The 14,209-nt window shown below is 58.4% G+C and carries 10 protein-coding genes; 4 read left to right on the top strand and 6 right to left on the bottom strand.

Annotation, left to right across the window (positions count from 1 at the left end; genetic code table 11):
* Nucleotides 1-52: 52 nt before the first annotated feature.
* The 6 genes from fhuB to hrpB form a co-directional block, all read right to left on the bottom strand.
* The gene (gene fhuB / locus F153LOC_RS09995) at nucleotides 53-2,035 is read right to left on the bottom strand and encodes a Fe(3+)-hydroxamate ABC transporter permease FhuB (protein WP_102104624.1); all 1,983 of its coding nucleotides are present in this window, start codon (nucleotides 2,033-2,035) and stop codon (nucleotides 53-55) included.
* On the bottom strand, nucleotides 2,032-2,922 hold the full coding sequence (gene fhuD, locus F153LOC_RS10000) for a Fe(3+)-hydroxamate ABC transporter substrate-binding protein FhuD (RefSeq protein ID WP_100777574.1): 891 nt from the start codon (nucleotides 2,920-2,922) through the stop codon (nucleotides 2,032-2,034). The genes fhuB and fhuD overlap by 4 nt, the downstream gene beginning before the upstream one ends.
* Nucleotides 2,922-3,719: a Fe3+-hydroxamate ABC transporter ATP-binding protein FhuC gene (gene fhuC / locus F153LOC_RS10005; protein WP_102104623.1), complete on the bottom strand. Its 798-nt coding sequence runs from the start codon at nucleotides 3,717-3,719 to the stop codon at nucleotides 2,922-2,924. The genes fhuD and fhuC overlap by 1 nt, the downstream gene beginning before the upstream one ends.
* Before the next feature lie 47 nt (nucleotides 3,720-3,766).
* Nucleotides 3,767-6,013 (bottom strand): ferrichrome porin FhuA, encoded by a 2,247-nt coding sequence (gene fhuA / locus F153LOC_RS10010; RefSeq protein ID WP_102104622.1) that lies wholly within the window; start codon nucleotides 6,011-6,013, stop codon nucleotides 3,767-3,769.
* Between the two features lie 238 nt (nucleotides 6,014-6,251).
* Nucleotides 6,252-8,777, bottom strand: coding sequence for a bifunctional glycosyl transferase/transpeptidase (gene mrcB, locus F153LOC_RS10015; RefSeq protein WP_102104621.1), 2,526 nt, complete (start codon nucleotides 8,775-8,777; stop codon nucleotides 6,252-6,254).
* Nucleotides 8,778-8,860: 83 nt separating this feature from the next.
* Complete coding sequence (hrpB, locus tag F153LOC_RS10020) at nucleotides 8,861-11,290, bottom strand: ATP-dependent helicase HrpB (protein ID WP_102104620.1); 2,430 nt, start codon at nucleotides 11,288-11,290, stop codon at nucleotides 8,861-8,863.
* Between the two features lie 72 nt (nucleotides 11,291-11,362).
* Here hrpB and thpR point away from each other — a divergent pair, with 72 nt between their 5' ends.
* The 4 genes from thpR (at nucleotide 11,363) to gluQRS (ending at nucleotide 14,203) form a co-directional block, all read left to right on the top strand.
* Nucleotides 11,363-11,893 carry an RNA 2',3'-cyclic phosphodiesterase gene (thpR, locus tag F153LOC_RS10025; protein ID WP_102104619.1) on the top strand — a complete coding sequence of 177 codons (531 nt, stop codon included), beginning with the start codon at nucleotides 11,363-11,365 and terminating at the stop codon, nucleotides 11,891-11,893.
* Between the two features lie 13 nt (nucleotides 11,894-11,906).
* Entirely contained in the window at nucleotides 11,907-12,611 is a 705-nt protein-coding gene (gene sfsA / locus F153LOC_RS10030; protein ID WP_100777580.1) for a DNA/RNA nuclease SfsA, read from the top strand.
* A 174-nt stretch (nucleotides 12,612-12,785) separates the two neighbouring features.
* Nucleotides 12,786-13,241 carry an RNA polymerase-binding protein DksA gene (gene dksA, locus F153LOC_RS10035; RefSeq protein WP_001155232.1) on the top strand — a complete coding sequence of 152 codons (456 nt, stop codon included), beginning with the start codon at nucleotides 12,786-12,788 and terminating at the stop codon, nucleotides 13,239-13,241.
* A 71-nt stretch (nucleotides 13,242-13,312) separates the two neighbouring features.
* Nucleotides 13,313-14,203 (top strand): tRNA glutamyl-Q(34) synthetase GluQRS, encoded by an 891-nt coding sequence (gene gluQRS / locus F153LOC_RS10040; protein WP_102104647.1) that lies wholly within the window; start codon nucleotides 13,313-13,315, stop codon nucleotides 14,201-14,203.
* Nucleotides 14,204-14,209 lie beyond the last annotated feature (6 nt).

A 14,209-nucleotide genomic window follows, 5' to 3' on the forward strand; every position in this document is an offset into this window, starting at 1 on the left:
CACGCGACAAACAAAGTAAATGAACAACGGCAGCCTCTCGGCTGCCGTTTTTTTATCGGCTCTGCTTTCTCAGCAAATAAATAAAGTAAGGCGCACCAATAAACGTCGACAGCAGCCCGGCCGGGATCTGATACGGGAACAGCACCATCCTGCCCAGCCAGTCGGCGATGACCAGTATCATCCCGCCCACCAGCGCGGAGATCACGATATGCGGCATCGTGCGGCGAAACCCCATCATCCGCGCGATGTGCGGCGCCATCAGACCAACAAAACTCAGTGGGCCGATGGTCATGGTCGCGACGGCAGTCAGGCAGGCCGCCAGCAGCAGCAAGCCGACGCGCGATGGCGTCAGTGCAATCCCGACCGCGCGTGCCGTTTCACCGCCCAGCGGCAGAATCGTCATCCAGCGGCGGCACAACGGCGTGATTGCCAGCAGCAAAATCATCGCAATCCCGGAATGCACCACCTGTGCCCCCGTCGCGCCGTAAGTCGAACCAGAGATCCAGGTCAGGATCTGCGCCATGCGCGGATCGCCGCTGGCCTGCAGCATCATCAACAACATGGTAAATGCGGTGCTAAGCGCCATACCGGCAAGCAGCATCCGGTGCGGTGAAAAGCCCCCGCGCCCGGCGGCGATCATAATGATCATCAGCGTCGCGGCGGCACCGATACTGCCCGCAGGCATCAGCCAGCCAAACGCATCGCCCGGTACAAAGAACAGCATCATCACCACGCCAAACGCCGCGCCGGAGCTGATGCCCAGCACTTCCGGGCTGGCCATCGGGTTACCCGTCAGACGCTGGATAATGCACCCGGCGACCGCCAGCATCACGCCTGCGATCAGCGCCGAGAAAATACGCGGCCAGCGCCATTGCAGCAGTTCATCCAGCATCGGGCCTGTCGCCCAGTGCCAGCCGCTGGCATCGCGCCCCAGTGAGAGGGCAATCCACGCGACAATCAGCAACACGATCAGCCCGGTCAGCACAAACCACTGAATGTGCTGACGCTCGGCATAGACTTTATCCCCGGCGTCCATCGCGGGCGCGCTCATGCTGCGCAGACGCGGCAGCAGCCACAGCAACAGCGGCGCGCCAATCAATGCGGTGACGGAACCGGTGGAGACTTCCATCCACACGCGGGCGAGCCAGAGAATAATTTGATCCGACAGCCAGAGGATCAGCGCTCCAATCAGCGGCGCCAGCATCAGTCGCGACAGCAGGCGGCGCGCACCGAGCATTTTTGCCAGTAACGGTGCAAACAGCCCGATGAAGCCGATAATCCCGACCGCATTTACCAGCAGTGCGCTGAGCACAATCGCCAGCGTCAGCGCGGCGAGACGTGCCAGAGAAAGCGCCAGCCCGAGATTGCGCGCCACGCCATCATCCAGCCCCATCAGCGTCAGCGGACGCAGCAGCAGCAGGGTCAGCACTACGCCGCCGATCAGCTGTGGCCACAGGCGTTGCACGATACTCCAGTCGGTCTGGGTCAGCGTCCCGGTGCTCCACAGGAACATGCTTTGCAGCTCGTCGTGATGGAACAGCACCAGCAGCTGGTTGATGGCCCCGCAGTAGAGGCTCACCACCAGCCCGGCCAGAATCAGCGTTACCGGAGAAAGACGTTTTCCCCACGCCACACCGAAGACCAGCGCACCGACCACACAGGCCCCCGCCAGCGCAGCGAACTGGCTGGTGAGTGCGCCGGGCAGCGCCCAGAGCGTGGTAATCGTGATACCTAGCTGTGCGCCAGTCGCGACGCCAAGCGTCGTCGGTTCCGCCAGCGGGTTACGCAGCACCTGCTGGAACAGAACACCGACCAGCCCCAGCCCTGCGCCCACCAGCAATGAAATCGCCAGGCGTGGCAACAGGCTGTAGTGGAACAGCATCTGCTGGATGTTATCGATATCCGGTACGGAGAAGGCCTGGCCCCACTGCGCGCGCGGCAGCGCAATCGACAGATTTGACCAGGTTAAAAACAGTGCGACGACGAAAACGACGGTTAACAGCAGCGTCGGGAAAAGTGCGATCCGCGATCTCATGCTTTGCCTCCCAATGCGCCATCAAGCACGCGGGCAAAGTGCATCGCCGACAGCGTCGCTCCGTAGAACCACACCGCAGGCACACGCTGGAAACGCTGCTCGCGCACGAACGGCATCGCCTGCCACAGCGGCGTCGCCATCAGGGTTTGCATCTCACGGTCATTGCCATGATCGAAACAGAGCACATCCACATCGCGGAACTGCGCCAGACGATCGATGCCGACAGTGGTACTGCCCCAGAAGGTCATCTCCCCTTCCCAGGCATTCGTAATAGCGAAGCGATCGAGCACTTCCTGGAACAGGCAGTTTTTGCCAAACACCAGCACATGACGCGCATCCAGCAGCGTGACCATCAGCAACGGACGGTTGCCGCGCGCGGCAAAGCGGGGTTTGAGCGAATCGATAAAACCGTCGAAATGGTCGAGGTGCTGTTTTGCCGCCGCCTCGCGGTCCAGAAGCTGGGCCATTTCATTAATCGAATGACGCGCCATGGTCAGCGGTTTTTTACCGTCGCTGAAGGTGAACCCCCGGCCCGGTGCAATGCGCGCCAGCGTCTCCGGCGAAGGGCCGTAGCCCGCAGACCAGACCAAAAACGAGGGTTTCATCTGCGTAAGCAGTTCGAGATTCGGCTCGGTGCGCAGGCCGATATCGATGGTTGACGCGGGGATCTTCGGCTCGTTGACCCACATGTTGTAGTTAGGAATATCCGCCACGCCGTACGGCGCGATACCCAGCGCCAGCATCAGCTCAACCGGTAGCCACTCCAGCGCCACGATGCGATGCGGATCAATAGAAGCCGCACGCGCGGTATTCATTTTTAACAGCAGTGGCGAAAGCGCCAGCGCCGTCAGTAACCGACGGCGACTTATCAAAGTTGGATCCAGCATCAATACACAAAGCTCACCGGTGCAGCCCCTGCCGGGTGAGGCAGGATACCCATTGGAATTCCGTAGATCAGTTCCAGCGTTTCGCCGCGCATCAGCTCAGACGGCGTACCTTGCGCAATCATCTCGCCCCCGCGCAGGGCCACCAGATAATCGCAGTAGCGCGCGGCCATATTGATATCGTGCAGAACGGCGATCACCGTCAGCCCTTTCTGCTGGCTGAGGCGATGAATCAGCGCCAGCACATCCACCTGATGGGCGATGTCCAGCGCCGAGGTTGGTTCGTCCAGCAGCAGGCAGTTACTGTCTTGAGCCACCAGCATCGCGATCCACGCGCGCTGACGCTCGCCGCCGGAGAGGCTATCCACCAGACGGTGCGCCAGCGGTTTTAACCCCACCAGCGCGATCGCCTCTTCCACTTTCTCTCTGTCAGCCACACCAAAACGCCCGAGCGCGCCGTGCCACGGATAACGTCCAATCGCCACCAGTTCGCGCACGGTCATCCCTTCAGCCTGCGGCAGTTGCTGCGGCAGATAGGCGACTTTGCGGGCAAAGGCTTTGCTTTTCCAGCTCTCAAGCGGTTGCCCGTCGAGCAGGATCTCCCCTTCGGACGGCGGCTGATGGCGACCCAGCATTTTGAGCAAGGTGGATTTACCCGAACCGTTGTGACCGATAAGGCCCGTGACTTTGCCGACAGGGAATGTCAAAGAGAGCGGATGCAGCAGCGTACGTCCAGGGACGCGAAAGGAGGTGTTATTAAGCGCAAACGTGGTATCGGAGTGCGGTCTAATTTCCTGCATAGTGGCCAACTTGTTAAAGGGCACGGCGAACCGTGCCCGAAGAGAGATTAGAAGCGGAAGGTCGCCGTGGCGACAACCTGGCGTTCAGCACCCCAGAAGCAGCCGTAGGTGTTGAAGCAGCTTGCGACGTATTCACGATCCAACAGGTTGTTGACGTGAACCGCCACGTTGGAACCGGCCATACCGAAGCGCGCCAGATCGTAACGGACCAGGGCATCGACAACGGTGTAACTGCCCACTTTGAAGGAGTTCGCCGGGTCGCCATAGCTGGAGCCGGTCAGACGGCCGCCGGTCCCCAGGGTCAGACCAGACAGTGCGCCATCAAAGAAGGTGTAGTCACCCCACAGGGAAGCCATGTGTTTTGGCACCTGCGCAGGCGTGTTGCCTTTGTAGTTGGTGTCGGTGGTGTATTCCGCATCCGTGTAGGTGTAAGACCCTACGACGTTAACACTCGCAGACAGCGCCGCTTTAGCTTCAATTTCCACGCCGCGTGAACGAATTTCGCCACCCTCAACGGAGAAGAATGAGCCTGCCGGGTCAGCCATCAGGTTGTTGGTTTTGGTCAGCTGGTAGACCGCACCGGTCAACACGATAGGACGATCGCTCGGCACATATTTCACGCCCGCTTCGTACTGCTTACCTTTAGACGGCGAGAACAGTTTACCCTGCGCATCGGTCTGAGACGCCGGTTCGAAGGATTCGCTGTAGCTGAAGTACGGGGTTACGCCGTTATCAAACAGGTAGTTAACGCCACCACGCCAGGTGAACTGGGTATCGTCACGTTTGGAGGTGGTATTGGCTACTCGGTTGTAAGATTCCTGATCGGCCCAGTCGTAACGACCGCCCAGAGTCACCAGCACTTTATCCCACTGCGCCTGGTCCTGAACGTACAGGCCCGTTTGTTTCTGACGGTTCAGGATCTGATACGGACCGGACGTAGCCGGATCTTTCGAATTGAAATCGAAATCGGTGTACACCGGATTGTAGAGATCCAGCAACGGCACGGAGTCGTCGTAGCCGAACCAGGAGTTGATGTCGTTACGCATGCGCATAAAGTCAACGCCGGTCAGCAGGGTGTGGTCAACGGCACCGGTCGCAAATTTGCTCTGCAACTGGGTATCCACGGTGAAGTTTTGCAGCTTCTCATCATCAACCACGTATTTACGCGCCAGATAATGACCTTTGTCCGCCGGCGCTAAGGCCGCACACTGTTTGCTGCCCGCATTCGACGGATCGGTACAGACACCGTAACCGTAGACGCTGTTTTGCGAGGTTTTATTCTCAGCAAAGCGCAGGTTCTGACGCACGGTAAAGGTGTCGTTGAATTCGTGGTCGAAGCTGTACCCAACCATTTTCTGGTTACGGGAGTAGGTATTGTTCTTCGCACCTTCGTTGAAGTCGGTCGGCAGACGGCTGCCGTTTGGCAGTGGCTCAACCGTACCCTCTTTTGGCAACCAGCCGTAGTAGCCCGTTTCTGGCTCATTCTGGAAGTAAGAGAGGAAGGTGAAGTTAGTTTTGTCATCCGGACGCCAGGAGAACGACGGCGCGATAGCATAACGCTGCTCTTCCGCACGCTCCTGCTGGGCGTTATTGGAACGCGCTACGCCGGTCAGACGGTAGGAGTAGACGCCGTCATCATCGATTGCATCGCTGAAGTCAAACCCGGTCTGGAACAGGCTGTCGGTGCCGACTTTGAACTGGATCTCTTTCAGCGGCTCCGTCATTGGGCGCTTGCTCACCATGTTCAGCAAACCGCCTGGGCTGCTTTTTCCGTACAGCACGGAAACCGGACCGCGCATGATTTCAGCGCGCTCCAGCATATAAGGGTCAATCACCGCGTCGTTGTAGAAGTTGCCCTGCATCTTCATACCGTCGAGGTAGTTGTTCTGGCTCTGACCATCGGCTGCAAAACCGCGAATGACCAGATAGTCATAGGTGTTTGATGCGCCACGCGTGCCAACTGCAACGCCTGGGGTGTAGCTCAACGCCTCTTTCACCGAGCGTGGCTGATGCAGCGCCATCTCTTCGGCGGTCACCACAGAAATAGACTGCGGGACTTTTTGAATAGGAGTATCGGTTTTGGTGCCGGTTGCGGACTGACGCGCCGCGATGGTTGCCGCCGGTCCCCATGCACTTTCTTGTGCCGCTGGGGCCGCCGTCACCGTAATGGTGTCTTCTTTTTTGGGGGTGTCAGCCGCATGTGCAAAAGCAGACATGCCGCCTACCGCTGTGGCTACAACGACCGCGATTTTACGCAGCGAAGGACTCTTTGGCTGAGCAGTTTTGAGCGCCATTGGTATATCTCTGATGAAAGAGTGAATGATAACGTAAACGAGAATTATTATTATGACCGCAGAATAATATGCGAAACGCTGGCGGCATAGCAAGCGATATGCGGCCCTACAAGAATTGAGGGTTTAAGAAATAACCAGAGGGAAAATGAGGAGTTAAAGCAGGATTAAATAAGGGTTAGGAATATGTTCTTTATGCGTGAATAAACTCCCTCTCCCGCAGGAGAGGGAATTCTCAGACTTAGTTACTGCCAAACATATCTTTGATCCAGCCTGCGACGCCGTCGCTGTCTTTCTTCTCATTCTGCGGCTGCTGCTGTTGTTGCTGCTGCGGCTGCTGTTGAGGCTGAGACTGCTCAAACGGATTGCCCGTCGGCTGTTCTGGCTGGCTTTGCTGGCACAGCGATTCCGGTTTGTCCGTCCAGACCGGCAGGGAACGCATCCCGCCGCCGCAGACGAAGTTACCCGACTCATCCACGCCCATATCGACGATATCTTCCGGCGGCGTCAGGTTCAGCGGTACCGGCGACTGGTTGGTCAGGTAACGCTGGTAGATGGACATCGCACCGCTCGCACCGTACAGACGGGTCGGCTGGTTGTTATCGCGTCCAACCCAGGTGATCACCACTTCACGGCCATCAATCCCGGCAAACCAGGTATCGACGTTGTTATTTGTGGTCCCGGTTTTACCCGCCAGATGCAGGCCCGGATATTTCGCGCCCAGCTGGCGACCCGTACCGCGCTGCACCACTTGCTGCATGGTCCACAGGGTCATATAAGCAGCCTGCGCGGGAACTACGCGTTCTGCCTGCGGGAAGCTCTGATAAAGCACCGTACCGTCTTCAGCAATCACCGAGCGCACCGCAGAGAGCTGCGCACGGTTACCGCCGCTGGCGATGGTCTGGAAGGCCTGCGCCACTTCGATAGGCGTCAGGTTCAGCGCCCCCAGAATCATCGCTGGCACCGGGTGCAGCTGATCTTTTGGCACACCCAGTTTCTGCCAGGTGTCGGTGATCGCCGGCAGACCCAGCGCCATACCGAGGTTAACCGTCGGGACGTTCATCGAGCGCGTCAGAGCATCCACCAGCATCACCTGGCCGCTGAACTGTTTATCGTCGTTCTGCGGAGACCATACCTGGCCATTCGGCTGACGCAGCGCAATCGGCGCATCGGCAATCCAGGTATTGAGTCGATACTGATTCGGCTGGCTCAGAGCAGTCAGATAGGTCGCCGGTTTTGCCAGAGAACCAATCGAACGACGCGCCTGCATCGCACGGTTGTAGCCCGCAAACTGCGGCTCTGCCCCGCCCACCATCGCGCGCACTTCACCGCTATAACGATCGACGACGACCATTGCGGTTTCCAGATCGCTCAGCTTGCGCTGCTTTTTCAGCACCGGAATGCCGTCAACGGCAGCTTTCTCAGCAGCGTCCTGCGCCACGGAGTCAAAGGTGGTAAAGATCTTCACGCCGGAGAGATCTTTCACTTTGTCGCCGAGTTTGGTCTGCAGCTCCTGACGCACCATCTGCATAAAGGCAGGCTGTGGCGAGATCACGCCACCGCGCGGCTGCACACCCAGCGGACGCGCGCTCAGCATGTCATACAGCTCCTGATCGATCACCTGCTGCTGTTGCAGCAAGCGCAGAACCAGGTTACGACGCTCCAGCGCCAGCTTCGGGTTGCGCCACGGGTTATAGATTGACGCGCCTTTCACCATCCCCACCAGCAGTGCCTGCTGGTCGAGGCTCAGCTCTTCCACCGGACGGCCAAAGTAGTAGAGGCTCGCCAGCGGGAAACCGCGAATTTCGTTATCGCCGCTCTGACCGAGATACACCTCGTTCATGTACAGCTCAAGAATACGATCTTTGCTGTAGCGGGCGTCCATCAGCACGGCCATGTACGCTTCGTTGGCTTTACGCCAGTAAGAGCGTTCGCTGGAGAGGAACAGGTTTTTCACCAGCTGCTGGGTCAGGGTACTCGCCCCCTGCACCGTACGACCGGCCGTCAGGTTCGCCAGCACCGCACGCCCGATGGAGTACAGGCTCACGCCGTCGTGCTCGTAGAAGTGGCGGTCTTCGGTGGCCAGCAGGGTATCAACCAGCAGATCCGGGAAGCCATTACGCGCGACAAACAGGCGCTGCTCGCCGTTTGGCGAGGAGAGCATGGTGATCAGGCGCGGGTCGAGACGGAAGAAACCGAACTGACGGTTGCTGTCCAGGTTCTCGATGGTTTCAAGATGGTCGCCGTCAAAGGTCAGACGCGCGCGCACCTGCCCCTCTTTGCTGTCCGGGAAATCGAACGGACGACGAATCATCTCGATGCTGCTCGCCTGCACGGTAAACTCGCCAGGGCGGGTCATTTTCGACACCTGACGGTACTGCGTGGCTTCCAGCAGTTTGACCATTTCGTTCTTGCTGATGGACATGTCCGGCTCAAGGTTCACCATGCGACCGTACACCGCCGCAGGCAACTGCCAGACTTTACCGTCGATACGGCTGCGGATCTTCTGATCCAGGTACACACCGTAAATCGCCATCAGAACAACAAATACAATAAACAGCTTCAGCAGCAGCCAGAACCAGCCGCGTCTGCCACGAGGCTTCCGCCCTTTGCCTTTTCCTTTACGCGGCATGGGTTCATCCTCATCATCGTCTTCATAGTCATCGTCATAATCCTCATCTCTGAGGCGACGACGGCTGATTTTTTCCTTCGCCGGACGCGCAGGTTTACCCTTACGTCCTATTGGCTCGCGGTCATTCCCCGCCATTCTTTCTCTCCGCAACATTCCAGGCGCAATGGCCCGATTCTCTTTTCTTCCACCCAACGGTGAAAGAAGAAATCTCTCAAAATCTATGAATACTTCTTCGTCCGCCGCGTCGGCGCGGTATTCGCCGGATCGTCCGGCCAGACGTGTTTCGGATAACGCCCTTTCATCTCTTTCTGCACGTCGCGATAGCTACCGGCCCAAAAAGCACCGAGATCGCGCGTGATTTGCAATGGACGATGGGCGGGCGACAGCAGCTCCAGCACCAGTGGAACCCGCCCGTCGGCTATCGATGGCGTGGTGGCTTCACCAAACATCTCCTGCATCCGTACCGCCAGTGCCGGAGGATTATCCTCATGATAACGAATGGCGATCCGGCTTCCGGTCGGCACAGTGTAATGCGAGGGGAGCGAACTCACCAGTCGTTGACGTAATGACCAGTCGAGTAAATTCTCAAGCGCGGCCTTCACATCCAGTGATTTAAGCGCTTTCAGGGAGTGCACACCGCCCATTTCTGGCAGTAACCAGGTTTCCAGGGAGGCCAGCAGCGCATCGTCGTCCACCTCGGGCCACGGGTACTCTGGCAGCCAGCGCGCGGCGCAATGTAAGCGCAGGCGATACTGTTCCGCTTCCGGCGTCCAGTTCAGCACAGTTAGTCCTTTATCGCGAATTCCGTTGAGCATCGCCTGATGCAGCTCGTCTTCCGACGGTTTCGCCAGCGGTTTAACGCTGATGGTCAGTTTGCCGATCTGGCTGCGGCGAAACGCTTTCAGGGTGCCCTGCGCGTCGTCCCACTCGATGGTGTCCGACTGCTGCAACAGCTGCGGGCAGGCGCGTGTGAGCGCGTCGATATCCACCGCTATCGCCTGTAAAATTCGCGCGTCCGGGGACGAACTGCCCTGCAACAGCAGCGGCGCTATCAGCCATTCGTGGCGAGTGAGCGCGTCCTCGCTGTCAAGCATCGCGCCCATGCCGTTCGCCAGCTGGTAGCGGCCATCGATGCCCCTCCTGCGTGCGATGCGATCCGGGAAAGCCTGCGCCAGCAGGCCGGGGATCAGATCGCTGTCCAGCACTCCGCCACGGCGGTTCAGGCGCTGACAAAGCCGCTGGGCGCGCTGCTGCCAGTTGGGCTGATTGCGCGAAAAGGCCGAGGCCAAATCGCTGCTCCCGCCGCGCGGAGGTTCTTCCAGAATCGCCGCCAGCTTCGCGGCAGTGGCGATTTCATCCTCCTCTTTTGCCGCCACCAGCATCGCCGCCAGACGCGGTTCGTTGCCAAGGGTCGCCATTTTCTGGCCGCGAGGTGTCAGGCGTTCATTCTCTAATGCACCAAGCTGAGTAAGCAGCCTGCGCGCCGCCGCCAGATTCACCGCAGGCGGCTGATCGAGCCAGGTCAGTTGACTCGGTTCCGGGCAGCCCCATTGCAACAGCTCCAGCAGCAGGCCGGAGAGATCGCTTTGCAGAATTTCCGGCGTGCTCTGCGTCGCCGCACGTTCCGCCTGCTCGGCGCTGGTCAGGTGCAGACAAATCCCCGGCTCCAGGCGTCCGGCGCGGCCAGCGCGCTGCGTCATGGATGCCTGGCTGATGCGCTGCGTGAGCAGGCGGGTCAGGCCGGTGCGCGGATCGAAGCTTGCCACCCTCTCCTGCGCCGTATCGACCACCAGACGAATGCCCTCGATCGTTAAACTGGTTTCGGCAATGTTGGTCGCCAGCACCACTTTGCGCTGCCCGGCAGGTGCCGGAAGGATCGCTTTACGCTGTTCGTTCAGCGACAGTGCGCCATATAGCGGGCAGAGCAGCACATCGCTGCCAACGCGTGACGCCAGTTTCTCCTGCACGCGCTGAATTTCGCCGACGCCTGGTAAAAAGAGCAGCAGCGAGCCAGATTCGTGGCGCAACAGCTCCGCGGTAGCGATAGCGACCGCCTCATCAAAGCGCAGGTTCGCCGACAGCGACTGGTAGCGGCGATCGACTGGAAATGCCCGCCCTTCGGAGGCGATCACCGGTGCATCGGGAAGGATCTGTTGCAGACGTGGGTTGTCGAGCGTCGCCGACATCAGCAGCAGCCTGAGATCGTCGCGCAGCCCGTGCTGAACATCGAGCAGCAGCGCCAGCGCCAGATCGGCCTGCAGGCTGCGTTCGTGGAATTCATCGAGGATCACCAGCCCCACGCCGCTCAGTTCCGGATCGTTTTGCAGCATCCGGGTGAGAATGCCCTCCGTCACCACTTCGAGGCGCGTCGCGGGGCCGATGCAGGTTTCGGCGCGCATGCGGTAGCCGATCGTTTCGCCCGGCTTTTCATTCAGCAGTTCGGCGAGGCGTTGTGCCACGTTGCGGGCCGCCAGTCGGCGCGGCTCCAGCAGAAGAATTTTTCCGGGAATATTCCCCTCTTTGAGGATCTGCAGCGGCAACCAGGTCGATTTACCGGCGCCCGTGGGTGCATTCAGCAGGATCTGAGGGGCATGTTGTAACGCGGCAAGTAGCTCGGGAAGTACGGCGGCGACCGGCAATGAGGACACGAACAGCTCCAGAGGGTTAACATTAGACGGCGGACATTGTAGCATCGGCGCATATCATTACCGAGCCCTCCTATGCCTGATTCAAAACGACTGTTTTTCGCCATTGAGCCACCGGCCACTGTTCAGCGGCAAATCGTCCGCTGGCGCGCGGCGAATTTTCCGGCTGAAGCGGGCCGCCCGGTTGCGGCCGCCAATTTACATCTGACGCTGGCGTTTCTCGGCGAGGTCAGCGCAGAAAAGCAGCAAGCGCTGTCGGCGATGGCCGGGCGGATCCGCCAGCCGGGTTTTACCCTCAATCTGGACGACGCCGGGCAGTGGCTGCGCTCTCGCGTCGTGTGGCTCGGGACGCGTCAGCCGCCGCGCGGATTGTTGCAGCTGGCGAATCTGCTGCGCGCCCAGGCCGCTCGCAGTGGCTGCTATCAAAGTCCGCAGCCCTTTCACCCGCACCTCACCCTGCTGCGTAATACCGCGCATGCGGTTGCCATTCCCGCCCCAGGCTTTAGCTGGGCCTTTCCGGTGACCGAATTTGTCCTCTACGAATCCGTATTCCATCAGGGACGCACCCGCTACACGCCGCTGACGCGCTGGACGTTAAGCGAATAATCAAGGACTCACGATGAAGTTTAGCCCTGCCTTACAGCAAGCCACCCTGATTCAGCGCTACAAGCGCTTTCTGGCCGACGTGATCACCCCCGAGGGCGAGCATCTCACGTTGCACTGCCCGAACACCGGTGCGATGACGGGCTGCGCCACGCCGGGCGATACGGTCTGGTACTCCACCTCTGCCAATCTTAAGCGTAAATATGCGCACACCTGGGAAATCACCGAGACCCAGCAAGGGGCCTTTATCTGCGTGAATACCCAGCGCGCCAACCCGCTGGTGAAAGAGGCCATCGACGCCGGGCTGATTCCAGAGCTTATGGGCTACAGCACGCTGAAAGGCGAAGTGAAATATGGCGAGGAAGGCAGCAGAATTGACTTCATGCTACAGGCGGATGACCGCCCTGAGTGCTATATTGAAGTCAAATCAGTGACGTTAGCAGACAGGGATAATGGCTACTTTCCGGATGCGGTGACGCTACGCGGCCAAAAGCATCTGCGAGAGCTAATGAGTGTTGCGGCGGCGGGCAAGCGCGCCGTATTGCTGTTTGCCGTGTTGCATTCAGCGATTGAACGATTCTCACCTGCCCGCCACATTGACCCAAAGTACGCACAATTGTTGAATGAGGCACAAAAGCAGGGGGTAGAAGTTTTCGCTTATAAAGCGGAACTTTCTGCCGATAATATGACTCTGAAGTCGACGCTCCCCGTTGTGTTATAAGGGGTTAGAAGATGACGATTTGGTGTTCTGGCCGCGTGCGCAAATACGCTTTTCCTCACAGGCTTGTCAAGTGTTACGTTTAGATAATTGCCTTACGGAAAAGCATCTGCTATTTATAGCGACCTGATTTTTCCCCCACACGGGGATCGATAGTGCGTGTTAAGGAGAAGCAACATGCAAGAAGGGCAAAACCGTAAAACATCGTCCCTGAGTATTCTCGCCATCGCTGGGGTGGAGCCGTACCAAGAGAAACCGGGCGAAGAGTATATGAACGAAGCCCAGCTGTCTCACTTCAAGCGTATTCTTGAAGCATGGCGTAATCAACTTAGGGATGAAGTAGATCGCACTGTTACCCATATGCAAGACGAAGCAGCAAACTTCCCGGACCCGGTAGACCGTGCCGCTCAGGAAGAAGAGTTCAGCCTCGAACTGCGTAACCGTGACCGCGAACGCAAACTCATCAAAAAGATTGAGAAAACGCTGAAGAAGGTCGAGGACGAAGATTTCGGATACTGCGAGTCCTGCGGTGTGGAAATTGGCATTCGTCGCCTGGAAGCGCGTCCGACTGCCGATCTGTGCATCGACTGCAAAACGCTGGCTGAAATCCGCGAAAAACAGATGGCAGGTTAATTCCTGTTCTGTCGTAACGATCATAAAGGCGGGAGTCACTCCCGCCTTGTGACTTTTTGTCTGCTGTGACTATGCCTCAATCCGACTATATCGGGCGCTTTGCGCCATCTCCCTCTGGTGAGCTGCACTTTGGTTCGCTCATCGCCGCTCTCGGCAGCTACCTGCAAGCGCGTTCTCAGCACGGCCTCTGGCGCGTGCGTATCGAAGATATTGATCCCCCTCGTGAAGTTCCCGGTGCAGCAGAAACCATCCTGCGTCAGCTGGAACATTACGGTTTGAACTGGGACGGAGAGGTATTGTGGCAGTCAAACCGCCACGAGGCTTACCGCGAACAGCTGGCGTGGCTGTATGAGCAAGGGCTGTCTTATTACTGCACCTGCACCCGTGCGCGTATTCAGCAGGCAGGCGGCGTCTATGACGGCCATTGCCGAACCCTGAATAACGGGCCAGAGAATGCGGCGGTGCGTCTGCTTCAGCATCATCCTGTCACCCGCTTTAAGGATTTACTGCTCGGCGAAATTACCGCCGATGAGCGTCTGGCGCGTGAAGATTTTATTATTCATCGTCGCGATGGCTTATTTGCATATAATCTTGCTGTGGTGGTGGACGATCATTTTCAGGGCGTGACAGAAATTGTGCGCGGCGCAGATTTGATTGAACCGACGGTGCGACAAATTTCGCTCTACCATCAGTTAGGCTGGAAGGTTCCGGACTATATTCATTTGCCGCTGGCGCTGAATGAACACGGGAATAAACTTTCTAAGCAGAATCACGCGCCCGCGCTGCCTGACGGGGATCCGCGCCCCGTTTTGATCGACGCATTACGATTTCTAAACCAAAATGTGAACAATGAATGGCAGGATTTATCCGTTGATGAATTGCTGAAAAAAGCCGTCGAGGGCTGGTCGCTCTCTGCCGTGCCAAAAATCCAGCATTCTCAAATGCGTCTCGCTGAGCTATGATTAGCC

The sequence above is a fragment of the Lelliottia sp. F153 genome (assembly GCF_002870005.1).
Classification (GTDB): Bacteria; Pseudomonadota; Gammaproteobacteria; order Enterobacterales; family Enterobacteriaceae; genus Enterobacter; species Enterobacter nimipressuralis.